Origin of the sequence: Brevibacillus reuszeri, assembly GCF_001187725.1 — a bacterium.
Lineage (GTDB): Bacteria > Bacillota > Bacilli > Brevibacillales > Brevibacillaceae > Brevibacillus > Brevibacillus reuszeri.
This window is the reverse complement of the sequence record NZ_LGIQ01000020.1, coordinates 69,679-85,611: the sequence shown is the minus strand read 5'-3', so window position 1 is coordinate 85,611 and position 15,933 is coordinate 69,679. Positions and strand designations below refer to the sequence as shown.

Below are 15,933 nucleotides of genomic sequence, written 5' to 3'. Positions count from 1 at the left end.
AATTGAATATGGAAGAGGACTGTGCAGATGGGGAGTGTCACAGAACATGGCTTATACCGCGCTATATCGCGTATATCGACCACAGACGTTTCAGGATGTAGTCGGACAAGAACATGTGACGATTACTTTGCGTAATGCTTTACGTGAAAGCAGGCTGTCCCACGCCTATTTGTTCAACGGTCCCCGTGGTACGGGTAAGACAAGCGCGGCCAAGATCATGGCCAAAGCAGTTAACTGCGAGCAGCCGATAGACGGCGAGCCGTGTAATCAATGCGAAACATGCAAAGCGATCTCCAATGGTTCCGTAACCGATGTGCTGGAGATTGACGCCGCGTCTAACCGTGGGGTCGAAGAGATCCGTGACATACGTGACAAAGTGAAATTTGCTCCAAGCGACGTCAGGTACAAGGTGTACATCATTGACGAGGTGCATATGCTGACGACGGAGGCATTCAATGCCTTGCTTAAAACGCTGGAGGAGCCACCATCACACGTCATTTTTATTTTGGCGACAACAGAGCCGCACAAGCTGCCTGCAACGATCATTTCTCGTTGCCAGCGCTTTGATTTTCACCGGATTCCACTTAAGGTAATGGTCAATCTTCTCCAGAAGATTTGTGAGTCGCAGGGAGTACGAGTAGAGGAACAGGCACTTCAGCTGGTTGCGAAAATGGCAGAAGGCGGTGCGCGTGATGCACTGAGCCTCCTGGATCAGGCGATCAGCTATAGTGAGGACGAGGTTCGTGCAAGTGATATCATGCAAATTACTGGAACAGTAGCCCAAACTTACTTTTCCGTACTCGCCCGTCACATCGTAGAGCGTGATGTGGCCCAGGTCATGGAGCAATTTGATCAGGTGATGGTACAGGGCAAGGACCCTGAGCAATTTTTGCATGATTTTCTCTACTACTACCGCGATATGCTTCTGTTGAAAACAGCTCCGCAGCTCGAGGAGATCGTGGAGCGGACGATGATAGACGATCAGTTTGCCGAAGTGGCAAAGCTGTATTCGCTGCCTGATCTGTATGCGACGATTGAGATGTGCAATGCAGCGCTGGCTCAGCTAAAATGGTCCACGTACGCTCGCGTTCTGGTTGAGCTGACATTGGTTAAAATGTGTCAGCCGTCGGGAGCGCAAGGCGGAGGAGCAGCAATATTGGACGCTGCGCCGATGAACAGCGAGGAACTGTCTGGCATGTCCAATCGTATACGTATATTGGAAGAGAGATTGGCGCAAGTGCTCCAGGGGCAGGTAATGATTCCCGGGCAACCAAGTGTCGAAGAACCCCGCAAGGTTGAGCCGAGGCGTATTGCTGCGGCAGCAGGTGGCGGCTCCCGTACACCGATTAACAGGGTTCGGGAAGTGGCCAAAAATCTGGATGAGAATCTCACGAGACAAGTGCGTGGGCAGTGGAGTCAGATTTTGACTGATTTGAAAAAGGTCAAAATCCAGTACCAGGCATGGCTTGTAAACGGTCAACCAGTTGCTGCTGGCAATGATGCAGTCGTGGTCATCTTTAAAAGTCCGATTCATTGCGACAAAACCATGGAGCCTGAGCTTCGGAGCGTCGTTGAGCGTGTCATGTCAAATGCACTTGGCAGGCAGTTGCAGCTTTTATCCGTCATGGAGGAAGAGTGGCAAGGCGTAGATGAGCAGGTGGGACAAAGGGATGAGGCTGTCGAGGAAGGGCAGGATCCGTTTTTGACCGAGGCAATAAGGCTCGTTGGTGAAGGGCTTGTTGAAGTAAAAGACTGACTAAATTCATAACCACTATAAGGGAGGAACCCTCAATGAAAAACATGCAGCAAATGCAACAAATGATGAAGCAAGTGAAAAAGATGCAAGATGAAATGCAAAAGGCGCAAGAAGGCTTGAAGGATAAAATCGTAGAAGGTTCCGCTGGTGGCGGAGCAGTGCTTGTAAAAGCAGATGGCCATAAACAAATTAAAGATATCGTGATCAAGCCTGAGGTAGTAGACCCTGAGGACGTAGAAATGCTGCAAGACCTCGTTTTGACTGCTGTCAATGATGCACTGCGCAAGGCTGATGAGATGGTAGGCAAGGAAATGGGTAAATTTACTGGAGGCATGAACATCCCAGGCCTGTTTTAATGAGGCAGGAGTGTGTAGACAGGTAAAGGAGTAATACGCGATGTTCTATCCAGAACCGGTGTCTAAGCTGATTGAAGGATTTATGAAACTGCCCGGCATTGGTCCGAAGACCGCTGGGCGGCTCGCCTTTTTTGTTCTCAACATGAAGGAAGACGATGTGCTCGATTTGGCGAAAGCACTCGTCAATGCAAAACGTCAGCTCCACTATTGCTCGGTCTGCAACAACATTACCGATTTGGACCCATGCCATATTTGTCGGGACAAGCGCAGGGATGGATCGATCATTTGTGTTGTGCAGGAGCCTAGGGACGTCGTAGCAATGGAAAAAACCCGGGAGTTTGAAGGATATTATCACGTGCTGCACGGTGCGATCTCTCCCATGGATGGGATTGGACCAGAGGATATCCGTATTCCCGATTTGCTAAAGCGTCTGGGAGACGAGCAGGTGAAGGAAGTCATTCTGGCAACCAACCCAAACATCGAGGGTGAAGCAACAGCGATGTACATTTCTCGTCTCATCAAGCCGTTTGGGATTCGCGTTACGCGCATTGCTCATGGCTTGCCGGTAGGTGGAGATTTGGAATATGCCGACGAGGTAACGCTGACCAAGGCACTCGAAGGCAGGCGTGACCTATAGGAACGAAGAGAAGACAGGGTCCTTACACCTGTCTTTTTTCATTCTGCTTTCAGGAAAATTCATTGTTAAACGAGTGAATGGCTCGGCATCGCCGAGTTTGCTATCAATGAGGAGGGAAGCGAGATGCCGGTTATCCGTATGGAATTTCTGATTCATGCTCCACAGCAAATCTGCTTTGATGCAGCGAGGAGCATTGATTTGCACATGGAGTCTACTGCGAAGACCCGTGAGAGGGCGATCGGTGGTGTCACGAGTGGATTGATTCAATTGGGAGAGTCGGTTACCTGGGAGGCCGTTCATTTCGGGATAAAGCAAAATCTGACGGCCAAAATTACCGAGATGGAAGAGCCGCGGTATTTTGTTGATGAAATGGTTGCTGGAGCATTCAAGCGGTTTTCACATGTGCATGAATTTATTCCACTTGGAGCCAGCCAGACTCGGATGCTGGACACATTTGATTACACGTCTCCTTTTGGAATGCTCGGCAGGCTCGTTGACTGGATTGTTCTGGAAAAATATATGACTCATTTTTTGCGCACACGCAATGAATATATCAAGGGCGTGGCAGAAGCGCAGGTAAATAAATCAAACGGACTTTTTTGAATGGACGAGACATAGAGTGAAAGTAGGAGCGTGAGGAGATGTTGACAGGACCAGGACTGTCGCTACATGGTGGGGTACAGCGACAAAAGTCCACTCCGTGGGCGATCATGCTGTTTATAGGATATTGGCTCATGTTTGCGGCAGAGTTTTCCATGATTCGTTTTTCCCAGGGGGATGACGGACGATGGATTGTTTCTACAACAGACCAGCCACCGGTGTGGATTTCGCTCCTCTTACTGGCTGTGGTCATTTGTAGCTTTGTCGTTGCGATCGGATTCATCTTCGCCCTGTGGAGAGAGAGAAACCAATCCTCCTGGTTCTGGGGAGCCCAGGATTTTACAGGGAATGACGTGCTCCATATCGTTGCCTGGATGCATGTCTTTCAAACGGGCGTTCTGCTTTTGTATGGCTTTTTTCTGGAGGGCACGCTCTTTTCCGAGGGGACGATTGGAGGGACACTGGAATCTGCATCGTTTCAATTGTTTCTTCTGCTTTTGATACCAATATGGTTTCGCGGGCGCTGGGGAGAAATCGGACTGACGAGACCGGTTCGGTTAGGTCAAATGATACTTGTACTGCTTGTGCTGTTCCTTTTCATTGCCAAGGTTTTAGACGTCGCGATTACCAGTCCGTTAGCCGACTGGCTGGGGCTCTCACTTTCTTCCGAGCGCGAGCAACAGATCGAAAAAGAAATCCTGCAAGCCAAGGATACGGACTTGCTCGCATCGATCGCATCCTTTGTAGTCATTGGTGTATTGGTGCCGATTGCTGAGGAAGTGTTGTTTCGCGGTGTGCTGCAAACGTACTTGGTGCGTCGTCTGGGGGCGATCCTCGGAATTTTGCTCAGCAGTCTCTGGTTCGCACTTTTGCATATTGATATCGCGTTGTTTGTACCGCTGTTTGTCATTGGACTTGGCCTCGGATTTGTTCGGCATCGGTATCAATCGATATGGGGCGCAGTACTACTGCATGCTGTCAACAACCTGTCAGGGGTCTTATACTACTTTCACTAAAGGGGGAACGGGTTAGTGAGTCGGTGGGGAAAGAAGACGAGGGTCGTTATTGCTTGGGATGCGGAGGAATTGGATGTGGCGGTGAATCAGGCACGCTTGAATTGGCAGCATGCCCGTCATCTCGCGGAAATCAGTGAACCGGATAGCAGCTTGGATGATGTCATCTACTATTTGCATCTCACCGAAAAACGCTATATGTATCTTCTGGCACAAGCCAAACGAGAGCGGTATCGGAAGCAAGCCTAGGAGGGAAGCTCATGACTACAGGATGGATCATCGCTTTAATCATTATCGGGATCTTACTGCTGATAACTGCTAGCAAATCGGTCACTGGCCCGATCCGGTGGCTTGGATTCGGTGTCATGCAGCTGGTCATTGGCGCCATTCTTTTGTTTTTTACCAATCTGGTCGGGGAGCTTGCCAGCTTTCATATTCCGATTAATCCTGTTACAGCGTTGCTCGCAGGCTTTCTCCGCTTGCCAGGGCTTGCTGCCTTGATTGTCATCAAGCTGTGGGTGATGTAGTCATTTGTTGTTGTACGAAAAGCTAGGCTCATCCATCTGTCAGCAAAAAAGCAACACCGCGGTTTTCGTATTTGACGCGGCTATTACCGGTTTGTCGGTAGGAAGCAAGCAAAGCACTCAGGCGTGGAACAGCAAATATCACCGTTGCACTCAGCAGCATCAGTCCGTAGTCTTCTGGCAACCACACATAGGCACCCGCAGAGATGAAGAGGCTTCCCCCTAGAACGATACTCTCGCTGGAGCGGTACACAGACATCGATACGGGTAGCGGAAATCCGGTTCCCCACCACGGTGAGACAAGCATGTCGGCAGTCGTCTGAGGCTTCAACCCGCGCATTGCAGTATAGAGACGAAATACGACCAAATGACAAATCGGAACGACGGGCAAAATCGCCAACGCCACAATCAGCTTATAGACAGGCATATTTATCATCTTCGAAATTCCGATGAGGGACAAACCTATCAAAAGCAGCTGGAGCAGATACCCGACAAGGCTCCAGCGAAAACGATAAAGCAGCTTGTAGCTGTAAATGGTTTGATGAAGGGGTTCTCTCATAGAAGTCACTTCACTTCCTAAAAACATTTTCCTTATTATCGCATATCGACCTAATCGGAAGAAAGCTGGATACGTCTTTAAAAAATCAAGCTGTTGGTCACCCTTCCAACGGCTTTTTGGTATGCTTTGCGTCCAAGCCACTTGCAGACAAGATGTATAAGATAGAAGAAAGCCGTCTTGAAGCATGGCAGAGTTGTAGGGGAGAGTGAGATGATTCGAAAGCAGCTGTACGTAGTTATCCCGGCACGAAACGAGGAAGCGGCTATCGCACATGTCATTCGTCAGGTGCCGCGCAACTTTTCATCGTTGCTCCATGTCACCGTTCTGATTGTTGATGATGGTTCTACCGATCAGACCGTTGCAGAAGCACTTGCGTCCGGTGCTGATGAAATTTATAAGATGCCGGTTAGCAGCGGTCTAGGTGCTGCCGTTCGTTCTGGATTGGCGGAGGCTTATCGCAGAGGGGCAGATTATGTCGTCCTGATTGACGCTGATAACGAGTATCCAGCGGGACAAATTCCTGATCTGGTCGCGCTGCTGCTGACAAAAGAAGCCGATTACGTCATGGGCTCGCGGTTTATGGGTACGATAAAAGGAATGAAATGGCACAGACGTTTAGGCAATTATTTGTTTACGTTTTTGCAAATGATATTGCTTCGGCAGAGGCTGCATGATGGGCAGACAGGCATGAGAGCATTCAACCGGGGTGCGCTTGCGGATGTGGAGATTATCCATGATTACAACTATGCCCAAGTCATGACGCTCAATCTGGTTCGCAAAGGCTATCGGATGAAAGAAATTCCGATTCATTATCAGGTGCGGACGACAGGAGCCTCTTTTATCCGATTTGTGCCGTATATGACAAGCGTGTTGTCTGCTATTTGCAAGGAAATGTTCCGAAAACAAGATCGCTCGTTGCGTTAGAAAGGAGGATATCATTTGTCCACCTATATCATGACGCTTCTCACGCCTACGGATAAAGTCGCACCACATGTGCAGGAGGAGTTGGCAGCATGCGGAATCGTGCTGAAACCGTGGAGAACGGGGGACGTGCCAGCTGAGGAAGTGGCAGGGCTTCTTATAGCCCACCCCGACCATGCTGCGGTTCTAGGGCATGGACCTGTTCGAGTGTCTGAGACACCAGGATTGCTTCTTATCTATGGAGAACATATCCCTAACGGTTTTGCGGATTCTCTCCAGCGGACATATGCCAACCAGGGAAGCGGGGAAGTGGTCCGTATGGCATTTTTTTGCGGACGGGAACGAGTACTGCTTGGCGGCAATCCGAATGGGAAATGGATTCGCCAGCTTTGTCGCCAGCTCGCCCATCACGGTCATATGTCGATGGTCTGTCAAATGCGTGAAGTCGATGAGGTCATTGATCAATTGCCGCGTTATTTGGCATGGAAAGAGCAATTCTTTATGGAGCTGGGCGAGGTTTGTGATCAGCAGGGGATATCACTGCAAAGGGTATCCCGAGCACTGGGGATGGACAATCGAATTGGCCAGCAATGGCTGTATCCAGATCGACAGGACCATACCAGAGTGTGCCAATGGATAGAGCGAGAATACAGGTATGTCCTGCAAAAAGCGAACGTGCATAAAGTTGCTTTGTGGGGGCGAATATTCCTGTGGAGCCAGATGCCTGCTGAATGGTTGGCTGATAAAGAGGTTTTCCTTTATATGTGGGGGGACGGGCTATTTCCGAACGAAAAATTTCCCAATTGGACGGTTTGCACAAACTGGGAAAAAACGCTGGAAAACAGTGATTTACTGATTGTTGGAGGCGTACATGACCAGCTTCGCGAGCTGCCGCTGCATCAGCTCGTCCGTTTGATGAGACAAGCTATCGTAGTAGATGCGACGGCCTCTTTTCCCATCCAGGAAGCCCAGGCCTACTTAAAGAGTTACCGCACATTCGGCGAAAAGACGAACGTTTGGGAATGATGCTGATTATAATGGGGTATAATGTTGGTAGATTGAGGAAAAGGGCAGGCGTTTGCACTATGGAAAAGGTTGCTCAGCGATGTATCGTCTGTGAACTGGAACGCAGCGACGGAATCGCCATCTGTGAGCAGTTTATTTGTCAGAGATGCGAGCAGGAAATGGTTAATACCGACGTTCAGGACGAGAAGTATCCGTTCTTTATTCACCAGATGAGGCGTATATGGTTGCGAAAAGATGCGTAATGGAAAAAGGCATCGGATAAAATCCCGGTGTCTTTTTTCGTTGCGGAAAAAGCTTGATGAAATCACGTTTTCCCTGCCAAATCGTGCTAAAATAGTGGTGGTAAATGATGAAGTAAGGACGTGAGTAGCGCGTGGTGGAGAAAGATGCTGATTTTAGAGAGAGACAAAAGCATGCGCCTTTGTATGAACAGCTAGAACGGCATGCCAAGCGTCGCCCGCACCCGTTTCATGTGCCTGGGCACAAAATGGGACATAGCTTTGATAGTCATGCAAAAGATCGATTCCAGGAGATTTTGGAGCTCGATTTGACCGAGATCAGCGGAACAGATGATCTCCATCAACCTACTGGTGTGATTGCCGAAGCGCAAGGTCTGGCAGCTGAAGCATTTGGCGCTGATGATACGCGGTTTCTCATCGGGGGCAGCACAGTAGGGAATGTAGCGCTTATTATGACGGTTTGTCGTCCGGGAGATAAAATTCTTGTTCAAAGGAACTGCCATAAATCTGTTTATCATGGGATTATTATGGCCAGAGCGACACCGGTATTTTTGGTTCCGGCTGTCGATTTGGCAACAGGAGTAGCTGCCGGAGTCCGGCGGGAGGATGTGGAGCGGGCGCTGCATGCCCATCCAGATGCCAAAGCCGTTTTCTTGACGAATCCTACCTATTATGGGATGGGCATTGATTTGGCTAAGATGGCTGCGACTGTTCATCGGTTTGATGTGCCGCTTTTGATCGACGAAGCACACGGGGCGCATTTTGGTTTTCATCCTGCTTTCCCTCGCTCGGCGATGCAGTCCGGAGCGGATGCAGCTGTGCAGTCGACACATAAGATGGGTACTGCCATGACGATGTCTTCCATGCTGCACATAAAAGGAGAGCGAATTGACAGGGCGAGACTGTATCGGCACCTCGCCATGCTTCAATCCTCCAGCCCTTCTTACGTACTGATGGCTTCGCTTGATTTGGCGAGACGCCATCTGGTCATGGAAGCTCCAGGCGAATGGGATAGGCTTTTGCCGCTGATGGACAAGCTTCGTGAGCGAGCGGCAAGACTCGAATGGTTGGAATGGCCTGAGCAAGCTTCGAATAGCGTATATGCCACGCTCGATCCATTAAAGCTGTTTTTGCATCTGCGAACCCCGCAACTAAGCGGTTTTGCCCTGCATGAGTACATGGAGCGTTTCGGTATTTTCCCTGAGCTGTCCGATGACTCGCACGTGCTGCTGGCTGCTTCGTCCGGGACTTCGGCACGTGATCTGGATGCATTGGCTCGACTGCTTGAATCGCTGGAGCCACAGGTAGAGCCAGCCGAAGAGCGTGTGCTTTTGTCTGGAGTTGTTTCTTCTCACTATTTGCGTGAGCAGGCTCTACCGATGGAAGAAGCTGTCGATCAGCCTCAGGAAACCGTTGACTTGGATCAATCGCTGGGTCGAATTGTAGCGGAAATGGTGGTCCCGTATCCGCCAGGGATACCAGTGCTGGTGCCGGGTGAACGAATGGATGCAGAGGGACTAGCGATGCTGCAAGAACTGCGGGCCGGGCAGACCCGTTTTCACGGTGTACAGGATGATCGCCTGCAGACGATACAAGTCATTCTTTAAATAAAACGAATGTCAAGGCCTGCTTGCCGAGGAAGGCGAAGCTGTAGTGAACGACTGATGCTGACGGGAAACTACAAGGTCGTGGTTCAACAGGTGTGGAAGGAGCATAGAAAGTGACAACAGGAAAAAAAGGTCGGTTTATTACGGTAGAAGGCGGAGAGGGAGCAGGTAAATCAACTGTGATTGCGCGGTTGTATGAAGAGCTGCTTTCACGCGGTATGGATGTCATGCTGACACGCGAGCCCGGCGGAATAAATATTGCTGAGCAAATTCGTGAAATTATTTTAAATCCTGCCCATACAGAAATGGACGAAAGAACGGAAGCGCTACTGTATGCCGCTGCCAGACGTCAGCATTTGGCAGAAAAAGTAATTCCGGCGTTAGCGGAAGGAAAGCTGGTGCTTTGCGATCGGTTTATTGATAGCAGCCTGGCATATCAGGGGCATGCCAGAGGATTGGGCATTGATGCCGTATATGAAATCAACCGTTTTGCCGTCGGGGATTGCATGCCGGAGCTGACGCTGTTTTTTGATGTACTGCCGGCGACAGGACTGGCGCGAATTGATGCAGCACGGGGTCGCGAAGTAAATCGTCTGGATCTCGAAGGCATTCGTTTTCATGAACGGGTGCGCGAAGGCTATCAATTGGCGATGGCGCTTGATCCAGAGCGTTTTGTCGTCATTGATGCCGAGCAGCCGATGGAGCAGGTGTATCAAGATGCTTTGGCTGCACTTACAGCCCGTCTATAAAAGAAGTTTGAACGCTTTGAACAAGGTTGGCAGTACCGCATTGTAACGTACATGCTGTATAATATGAATAGGCTTTATACCGTACCATGCCTAGATGTTTTTCATACAATGAAGAAACCATGTACCTCTAAGCGGTCGTTCAAAAAGTCGTCTTTTTGATCGTGTAAGAAAGTTTAAGTGCTTCACCGTGTGAAAGCATCCGCGTTTAAACTTTCTGGAACGCATAAAAACCTTCCAGTAAAACGCGGTCGCTCCTCCATGAGAAAGCCTCGATAGAGGTTTCTTGAACACGCACTTTAAGGGATTGATTATCTGCGGAAAGGGTGATAGCCGATGAAAATGGTAGTTGCGGTCGTCCAGGATAAAGATAGTGGCCGTCTGTCTCAACAGCTGGTGAAAAAGGGGTTTCGGGCTACCAAGCTTGCCAGTACAGGCAGTTTTTTACGAGCTGGCAACACGACTTTTTTGATCGGTACGTCTGACGAAAGCGTGCCGGAAGTAATCGACATCATTGCGCATAACTGCAAATCCCGCAAACAAATGGTCACTCCCGTTTCTCCTCTCAGTAATGCCGTGGACTCGTTCATGCCGTACCCACTGGAAGTGCAGGTAGGCGGAGCAGCCGTATTCGTACTGGATGTCGGAGAGTTCCACTCGTTCTAGCCTCACATGAATAAATAGTTCCTTCTCTCTTTTTTCGCCGCTTTCGTATATACTTGATCTCACAGGGACAAAACCCTTATGGATCAGTGTGCGGAGGTGGCGATTTGAAAATCGGTGATGGATTACGACCGAAACTGGACCTGATAAAAGCTGCGGATTCCCGAAGAAATCCTCAGCTCGAAAAGATGAATTTTGGCACGATGATTCAAGGTGAAGACGAACGCATGTCCCAGGAGCGGTTGAACCGGCTTCTGACAGACATTGATAAGCAGGGACAGATTCTCGCCCGTTCCAGATCCGTTCGTGACTTCTATTCCTATAAAAATCTCGTTAAGCAATTCATGGAGGAAGCCGTCAAATACGGTGTAGCCCTGGATGATCGACGAGGAATGAATCGGCGTGGACGCAGCAGGCTCTACAAGATCGTCAAAGAGGTGGATGCGGAGCTGCTCAGATTAACAGACGAGCTGCTCAGTGAACAGGCACCGATGATTGATCTGTTGGCCCGGATTGGCGAAATTCGCGGCATGCTGATTAATTTGTACTTTTAGTAGGTGTGAAACATCATGACATGGACTCATTTTTCTCAGCAGCCAAGAGCGGCAGAGCTCTTATATCATAGCTTGCGCAACGAGCGACTGGCCCACGCGTATTTATTGGCCGGTCCCAAAGGCGCGGGAAAGAAGCAGATGGCCCTGCATCTGGCGAAATCCCTTTTTTGTCAGGAAAGGGAGGCTGACGCCTGCGGGGCCTGTGTTACATGTAGACGCATCGAGGGCGGCAATCATCCCGATGTGCTGTTTATTACACCAGATGGCGCGTCTATTAAAATTGATCAGATAAGGGCGCTGCAAAAAGAAATGGCAATGCGGGCCGTTGAGTCCCAGCATAAGGTATACATCATCGAGCACGTTGATAAAATGACCACCCAGGCTGCCAACAGTCTGCTCAAGTTTCTGGAGGAACCACCTGCAGGCGTACTCGCGTTGCTGTTAACCGAGCACAGCCACGCGATGCTTCCAACAATTTTATCCCGATGCCAAATTGTACAATTCTCCCCACTTTCTGCGGATTCTATCGCAAAAGAACTGCGTGCAGAAGGGGTTTTAGCAGGAATGGCACAGGTTGCTTCCCACATTACAACAAATGTGGAAGAAGCCAAGGTGCTCAGCCAATCAGAATCGTTTGCACAGCTAAGAAATCTAGTGATACAATTGGTGCATGAGTGCAAACAACGCAATTCGTCTGCGCTCTTTACCATCCATGATTTGTTGCAAAAGAGCGACAAAATAAAGGAGGAACTACCCCTCTTTTTAGATTTGCTCATCCTTTGGCTGCGCGATATCCTGTACGTGCAAGTAGGCAGGCATGCCCATCTCATTAACAGCGACCAACAGGATGTGCTGCAAGGACAAGCACTGGTATGGACAAAAGCTGAGCTCTTGCATGGGATAGATTTGGTCATGGAAACGAAAAATCGGATAGAGCGAAATGCCAACGCACAGTTGGCTCTTGAGCGGTTGGTTCTTCAAATCCAGGAGGGATAACCCTTGTATGAGGTTGTTGGCGTCCGTTTTAAAAAGGCGGGCAAAATATATTATTTCGACCCTGACCGACTGCCGATAGAGAAGGATTGCACCGTCATCGTTGAAACGGCGCGAGGGGTCGAGTTTGGGAAGGTCGTCATCGGCAAAAAGGAAGTAGCTGATTCTGATGTGGTCTTGCCGCTTAAAAAGGTAATTCGGATGGCAGATGACCGGGATGCAAAGCAGGTAGACGAGAATAAGCAGGCTGCCAAGAATGCATTTGCGGTATGTCAGACGAAGATCAAGGAACACAAGCTTGATATGAAGCTGGTTGATGTCGAGTACACGTTTGACCGCAACAAGATCATCTTTTATTTTACGGCAGATGGTAGAGTCGATTTCCGTGAGCTTGTCAAAGACTTGGCTTCTGTATTTCGCACGCGTATTGAGCTTCGTCAGATCGGTGTGCGTGATGAAGCAAAAATGCTGGGCGGCATCGGACCTTGTGGACGCCTGCTTTGCTGTTCGACGTTCCTCGGTGATTTTGAGCCTGTCTCGATCAAAATGGCCAAGGACCAAAACCTTTCGTTGAATCCAGCCAAAATCTCTGGTCTTTGTGGCCGGTTGATGTGCTGTTTAAAATACGAGAACGACAACTATGAAAGCACGCGCGATGAAATGCCTGATGTTGGTAAAGTGGTAACGACCCCGATGGGGCATGGACGCGTCGTGTCTGTTAACGTACTGGACCAATCCGTCCAAGTAGAGCTTTCGATCGACAAACGGATTACAGAGTTTGGACTTGATGAGATTGCGATAGGGCTCCCCACTTTTGAATAAGTCGTGGGGGTAGGGGAGAGGTGAGCTAGTGGACAAACGGGAAATCTTCGTCAAAATGGCGAGCATTGAAGAACGAATTGGGGACCTGTACAAAGAGATCGGTGAGTTGAAAGACGTCATCGTCGTTTTGATGGAGGAAAATGCCCAATTACTCGTTGAAAACCAGCACCTTCGCAACCGACTGGACAAAAAGAAGACAGGGTCCCAAGCGAAGCAAAAGGGAATAAGCCCTGTTGCGAAGGAAAAAGCCAAGAAGGCCGTAGTCGGAGAAGGATATGACAATCTGGCCAGGCTGTACGCAGAAGGATTTCATATCTGCAATGTGCATTTTGGAAGCCTACGTAAAGAAGGAGATTGCCTCTTCTGTCTCTCGTTTCTGAGCGGAGGCCCTCAAAAATAAACGGTGTGTAAGAAAAAGCGACCTGGGCCTCGTGTCAGGTCGCTTTTTCAAAGAGAAGTAAATAGATGAAGGAAGGAACAACAGATGGAACCAGTCACAGGCGTGCCTCTTTTTGAATCAGAGCGCATTGACGATTTATTGACTCACGAACTGAAAATCATTCAAAGTCATGAAGTGTTTTGCTTTTCGATGGACGCGGTATTGCTGGCGCGCTTTGCTTCTGCACCAAAAAGGGGACGAATTCTGGATTTCTGTACAGGAAATGGCGCGATCCCGCTGATCATGACGACACGTACTCCAGAAGCCAAATTCGAAGGCATCGAAATTCAAGAGCGCCTGTTTAGCATGGCAAGCCGCAACGTGAAGCTAAATGGGCTGGAAGAGCGGATAACGATGCACCACGGCGATGTAAAGGAAGCAGTCTCACGGTTCGGTCATGGTCAGTTCGATCTCATTACTTGCAATCCGCCGTATATGCCTGCTACCAGTGGTGAAAAAAATATCAGCGAGCATTTTGCCATTGCCAGACACGAAATCATGCTCTCGCTGGAGGATGTGGTTCGGGTTGGCAGCCAGCTGTTGAAAACGGGTGGCAAGCTAGCGATGGTGCACCGTTCTACTCGTCTGATCGATATCATTTCGCTGATGCGTCAGTACGGAATCGAGCCGAAACGGATGCGGCTGGTATATCCGCGCAGAGAAGCGGAACCAAACATGGTCCTCATCGAGGGGATGAGGGGAGGCAAGCCTGAGCTGAGAATCGGGCCGCCGTTGATTGTCTACGAAAATGGAGAGGAATACTGTGAAGAACTACGAGAAATCTATTTCGGAAGACGCGATTCCCTCACATAAAAGTCACTTTGTCTACATCCTTTGCTGTGCGGACAACAGCCTCTATACAGGGTACACTACCGAGCTGTTGCGACGGCTTCGTGCACATAATGAAGGCAAGGGAGCGAAATACACCCGGGGACGAGGCCCTGTTGCCATGCTTTATTGGGAAGAAGGCACAGATCGCTCCTGGGGATTGAAACGGGAAGAAGCCATCAAACGGCTGCCTCGCCCGAAAAAAGAAGAATTGATTGCCGCTATGCTTGATCACCAGGATACGGCATGTCAAAAGAGTATGGAAGGCAATGAGGTCACAGCAGGAGGGAGGGACTCACGATGAACGTACAACGCAGCTTTGCTTCAGAAGACACAGGTGTCCTTTATCTGGTGGCAACACCGATTGGTAATTTGGACGATATTACAGTCCGTTGTCTGGAAACGCTGCGATCAGTCGATGTTATCGCTTGCGAAGATACCCGTCAGACGAGAAAGCTCCTGAATCATTTTCAAATTGAAAAACGAACCGTGAGCTATCATGAGCATAATAAGGAAGCAAGTGGGAGCGGCTTGCTGCAATGGCTGGCAGAAGGCAAAAAAATAGCGTTGGTGAGCGACGCTGGCTTGCCTGCTATTTCGGACCCTGGAGCTGAGTTGGTACGTGACGCGACAGAGGCAGGTTATCCAGTCATCCCTGTTCCAGGTGCGAATGCAGCGCTGACTGCACTAATCGCGTCGGGGCTGCCGACAGAGCGCTTTGTGTTTTGCGGTTTTATGGGGCGCGAAAACAAGGAGCGTCGCGAGGAGCTGGAAAGGCTCAAGCGATACCAGGAGACGCTGATTTTTTATGAAGCGCCACATCGCATTGAAAAGACGCTGGCTGCCATTCGGGATGCTTGGGGAAATCGTCGCGCGGTTTTGGCGAGAGAGCTGACTAAGCGATACGAAGAGTTTGTCCGCGGGACGCTGGACGAGCTGATCGCTTGGCTGCAGGAGGGCGAAACGCGAGGCGAATTTTGCCTGATCGTAGAAGGGTATACAGGGCCGCTGGAGGATGAAGCAGACGAGGCTCTGTGGTGGACTGCGCTCAGTGTGGTAGAGCATGTCGATCATTACTGTACGCAAGGCATGACAAAAAAGGAAGCGATCAAGCAGACGGCTGATGATCGCGATGTAGCAAAACGGGATATCTATAATGAATACCACCGTCATGCGGAGGAAGAATAGAGCTGGCCAAACAGGTCAGCTTTTTTTCGTGGTGTCGCCCGATTTTCTCATAAAAATAAGCCTTCGAAGGGCTTGTCCACCTTCGAAGGCTTCCTATATGTAAAGACTAAAATTAGCGTTTTACTACCGGCATTTCAGTCAGACAGTCTTGGCAAACAATTTTACCTTTAAAATGAGATACTCGATCAGCGTTACCACAGAAGATGCATGCAGGCTCGTACTTTTTCAGGATGATGCGCTCGCCATCTACATAGATTTCCAAAGCGTCTTTTTCTGCGATGCCAAGTGTACGGCGCAATTCGATTGGAATAACTACACGGCCCAACTCGTCCACTTTACGAACAATACCTGTTGATTTCATCATAATGATTTCTCCTCCTAAAATGTGGATATGTCGATCCTATTGGTACGCATATATGGTTAATCGTCAATATTCGACATTTTCTGTTGGGATCATCATAC

Annotated in this window: 22 protein-coding genes; 20 read left to right on the top strand and 2 right to left on the bottom strand. The window is 49.4% G+C overall.

The window, feature by feature from the left end; all coding sequences use genetic code 11:
* Window positions 1–46: 46 nt before the first annotated feature.
* From dnaX to ADS79_RS33835, 7 genes are all read left to right on the top strand, one after another.
* Entirely contained in the window at window positions 47–1,756 is a 1,710-nt protein-coding gene (dnaX, locus tag ADS79_RS33865; protein WP_049742885.1) for a DNA polymerase III subunit gamma/tau, read from the top strand.
* Window positions 1,757–1,800: 44 nt separating this feature from the next.
* Window positions 1,801–2,112, top strand: a complete 312-nt coding sequence (locus ADS79_RS33860; protein WP_049742917.1) for a YbaB/EbfC family nucleoid-associated protein — start codon at window positions 1,801–1,803, stop codon at window positions 2,110–2,112.
* Window positions 2,113–2,152: 40 nt separating this feature from the next.
* Complete coding sequence (gene recR / locus ADS79_RS33855) at window positions 2,153–2,749, top strand: recombination mediator RecR (RefSeq protein WP_049742884.1); 597 nt, start codon at window positions 2,153–2,155, stop codon at window positions 2,747–2,749.
* Between the two features lie 123 nt (window positions 2,750–2,872).
* Window positions 2,873–3,352: an SRPBCC family protein gene (locus tag ADS79_RS33850; RefSeq protein ID WP_049742883.1), complete on the top strand. Its 480-nt coding sequence runs from the start codon at window positions 2,873–2,875 to the stop codon at window positions 3,350–3,352.
* Window positions 3,353–3,390: 38 nt separating this feature from the next.
* Window positions 3,391–4,365, top strand: a complete 975-nt coding sequence (locus ADS79_RS33845; protein WP_049742882.1) for a CPBP family intramembrane glutamic endopeptidase — start codon at window positions 3,391–3,393, stop codon at window positions 4,363–4,365.
* A gap of 15 nt (window positions 4,366–4,380) precedes the next feature.
* Entirely contained in the window at window positions 4,381–4,611 is a 231-nt protein-coding gene (locus ADS79_RS33840; RefSeq protein ID WP_049742881.1) for a DUF2508 family protein, read from the top strand.
* Window positions 4,612–4,622: 11 nt separating this feature from the next.
* The gene (locus ADS79_RS33835; protein ID WP_049742880.1) at window positions 4,623–4,889 is read left to right on the top strand and encodes a pro-sigmaK processing inhibitor BofA family protein; all 267 of its coding nucleotides are present in this window, start codon (window positions 4,623–4,625) and stop codon (window positions 4,887–4,889) included.
* A 28-nt stretch (window positions 4,890–4,917) separates the two neighbouring features.
* Here ADS79_RS33835 and ADS79_RS33830 read toward each other — a convergent pair whose 3' ends face one another.
* Window positions 4,918–5,445 carry a hypothetical protein gene (locus ADS79_RS33830; RefSeq protein ID WP_049742879.1) on the bottom strand — a complete coding sequence of 176 codons (528 nt, stop codon included), beginning with the start codon at window positions 5,443–5,445 and terminating at the stop codon, window positions 4,918–4,920.
* 210 nt (window positions 5,446–5,655) lie between these two features.
* Here ADS79_RS33830 and ADS79_RS33825 point away from each other — a divergent pair, with 210 nt between their 5' ends.
* The 13 genes from ADS79_RS33825 (at window position 5,656) to rsmI (ending at window position 15,471) form a co-directional block, all read left to right on the top strand.
* Complete coding sequence (locus ADS79_RS33825; RefSeq protein WP_049742878.1) at window positions 5,656–6,369, top strand: glycosyltransferase family 2 protein; 714 nt, start codon at window positions 5,656–5,658, stop codon at window positions 6,367–6,369.
* Window positions 6,370–6,384: 15 nt separating this feature from the next.
* Window positions 6,385–7,392 carry a hypothetical protein gene (locus tag ADS79_RS33820; RefSeq protein ID WP_141261125.1) on the top strand — a complete coding sequence of 336 codons (1,008 nt, stop codon included), beginning with the start codon at window positions 6,385–6,387 and terminating at the stop codon, window positions 7,390–7,392.
* Window positions 7,393–7,451: 59 nt separating this feature from the next.
* On the top strand, window positions 7,452–7,634 hold the full coding sequence (locus ADS79_RS33815; protein WP_049742915.1) for a sigma factor G inhibitor Gin: 183 nt from the start codon (window positions 7,452–7,454) through the stop codon (window positions 7,632–7,634).
* A gap of 131 nt (window positions 7,635–7,765) precedes the next feature.
* Window positions 7,766–9,238: an aminotransferase class I/II-fold pyridoxal phosphate-dependent enzyme gene (locus ADS79_RS33810; RefSeq protein WP_049742877.1), complete on the top strand. Its 1,473-nt coding sequence runs from the start codon at window positions 7,766–7,768 to the stop codon at window positions 9,236–9,238.
* A 113-nt stretch (window positions 9,239–9,351) separates the two neighbouring features.
* Window positions 9,352–9,987 carry a dTMP kinase gene (gene tmk / locus ADS79_RS33805; RefSeq protein ID WP_049742876.1) on the top strand — a complete coding sequence of 212 codons (636 nt, stop codon included), beginning with the start codon at window positions 9,352–9,354 and terminating at the stop codon, window positions 9,985–9,987.
* 333 nt (window positions 9,988–10,320) lie between these two features.
* Window positions 10,321–10,650: a cyclic-di-AMP receptor gene (locus ADS79_RS33800; RefSeq protein ID WP_007719896.1), complete on the top strand. Its 330-nt coding sequence runs from the start codon at window positions 10,321–10,323 to the stop codon at window positions 10,648–10,650.
* 104 nt (window positions 10,651–10,754) lie between these two features.
* A complete protein-coding gene (locus ADS79_RS33795; RefSeq protein WP_049742875.1) occupies window positions 10,755–11,201 on the top strand; it encodes a YaaR family protein in 447 nt (148 codons plus the stop codon).
* A 15-nt stretch (window positions 11,202–11,216) separates the two neighbouring features.
* The gene (gene holB / locus ADS79_RS33790) at window positions 11,217–12,197 is read left to right on the top strand and encodes a DNA polymerase III subunit delta' (RefSeq protein WP_049742874.1); all 981 of its coding nucleotides are present in this window, start codon (window positions 11,217–11,219) and stop codon (window positions 12,195–12,197) included.
* 3 nt (window positions 12,198–12,200) lie between these two features.
* Window positions 12,201–13,016 carry a PSP1 domain-containing protein gene (locus ADS79_RS33785; protein ID WP_049742873.1) on the top strand — a complete coding sequence of 272 codons (816 nt, stop codon included), beginning with the start codon at window positions 12,201–12,203 and terminating at the stop codon, window positions 13,014–13,016.
* A 28-nt stretch (window positions 13,017–13,044) separates the two neighbouring features.
* Complete coding sequence (yabA, locus tag ADS79_RS33780) at window positions 13,045–13,416, top strand: DNA replication initiation control protein YabA (protein WP_049742872.1); 372 nt, start codon at window positions 13,045–13,047, stop codon at window positions 13,414–13,416.
* An 84-nt stretch (window positions 13,417–13,500) separates the two neighbouring features.
* On the top strand, window positions 13,501–14,268 hold the full coding sequence (locus ADS79_RS33775; protein ID WP_049742871.1) for a tRNA1(Val) (adenine(37)-N6)-methyltransferase: 768 nt from the start codon (window positions 13,501–13,503) through the stop codon (window positions 14,266–14,268).
* The gene (locus ADS79_RS34785; RefSeq protein WP_084766178.1) at window positions 14,204–14,587 is read left to right on the top strand and encodes a GIY-YIG nuclease family protein; all 384 of its coding nucleotides are present in this window, start codon (window positions 14,204–14,206) and stop codon (window positions 14,585–14,587) included. The genes ADS79_RS33775 and ADS79_RS34785 overlap by 65 nt, the downstream gene beginning before the upstream one ends.
* Window positions 14,584–15,471, top strand: a complete 888-nt coding sequence (gene rsmI, locus ADS79_RS33765; RefSeq protein ID WP_049742870.1) for a 16S rRNA (cytidine(1402)-2'-O)-methyltransferase — start codon at window positions 14,584–14,586, stop codon at window positions 15,469–15,471. Before ADS79_RS34785 ends, rsmI begins: the two co-directional genes overlap by 4 nt.
* A gap of 112 nt (window positions 15,472–15,583) precedes the next feature.
* On the opposite strand, the gene ADS79_RS33760 is transcribed toward rsmI, so the two are convergent.
* Window positions 15,584–15,835 carry an AbrB/MazE/SpoVT family DNA-binding domain-containing protein gene (locus tag ADS79_RS33760; protein ID WP_049742869.1) on the bottom strand — a complete coding sequence of 84 codons (252 nt, stop codon included), beginning with the start codon at window positions 15,833–15,835 and terminating at the stop codon, window positions 15,584–15,586.
* Window positions 15,836–15,933 lie beyond the last annotated feature (98 nt).

What these genes read in the sequence shown, in the direction of transcription:
- dnaX (WP_049742885.1), top strand. Translation starts at nt 47, where the DNA reads ATGGCTTATACCGCGCTATATCGCGTATATCGACCACAGACGTTTCAG.
- ADS79_RS33860 (WP_049742917.1), top strand. Translation starts at nt 1,801, where the DNA reads ATGCAGCAAATGCAACAAATGATGAAGCAAGTGAAAAAGATGCAAGAT.
- recR (WP_049742884.1), top strand. Translation starts at nt 2,153, where the DNA reads ATGTTCTATCCAGAACCGGTGTCTAAGCTGATTGAAGGATTTATGAAA.
- ADS79_RS33850 (WP_049742883.1), top strand. Translation starts at nt 2,873, where the DNA reads ATGCCGGTTATCCGTATGGAATTTCTGATTCATGCTCCACAGCAAATC.
- ADS79_RS33845 (WP_049742882.1), top strand. Translation starts at nt 3,391, where the DNA reads ATGTTGACAGGACCAGGACTGTCGCTACATGGTGGGGTACAGCGACAA.
- ADS79_RS33835 (WP_049742880.1), top strand. Translation starts at nt 4,623, where the DNA reads ATGACTACAGGATGGATCATCGCTTTAATCATTATCGGGATCTTACTG.
- ADS79_RS33830 (WP_049742879.1), bottom strand. Translation starts at nt 5,445, where the DNA reads ATGAGAGAACCCCTTCATCAAACCATTTACAGCTACAAGCTGCTTTAT.
- ADS79_RS33825 (WP_049742878.1), top strand. Translation starts at nt 5,656, where the DNA reads ATGATTCGAAAGCAGCTGTACGTAGTTATCCCGGCACGAAACGAGGAA.
- ADS79_RS33815 (WP_049742915.1), top strand. Translation starts at nt 7,452, where the DNA reads ATGGAAAAGGTTGCTCAGCGATGTATCGTCTGTGAACTGGAACGCAGC.
- ADS79_RS33800 (WP_007719896.1), top strand. Translation starts at nt 10,321, where the DNA reads ATGAAAATGGTAGTTGCGGTCGTCCAGGATAAAGATAGTGGCCGTCTG.
- holB (WP_049742874.1), top strand. Translation starts at nt 11,217, where the DNA reads ATGACATGGACTCATTTTTCTCAGCAGCCAAGAGCGGCAGAGCTCTTA.
- ADS79_RS33775 (WP_049742871.1), top strand. Translation starts at nt 13,501, where the DNA reads ATGGAACCAGTCACAGGCGTGCCTCTTTTTGAATCAGAGCGCATTGAC.
- ADS79_RS34785 (WP_084766178.1), top strand. Translation starts at nt 14,204, where the DNA reads ATGGAGAGGAATACTGTGAAGAACTACGAGAAATCTATTTCGGAAGAC.
- rsmI (WP_049742870.1), top strand. Translation starts at nt 14,584, where the DNA reads ATGAACGTACAACGCAGCTTTGCTTCAGAAGACACAGGTGTCCTTTAT.
- ADS79_RS33760 (WP_049742869.1), bottom strand. Translation starts at nt 15,835, where the DNA reads ATGATGAAATCAACAGGTATTGTTCGTAAAGTGGACGAGTTGGGCCGT.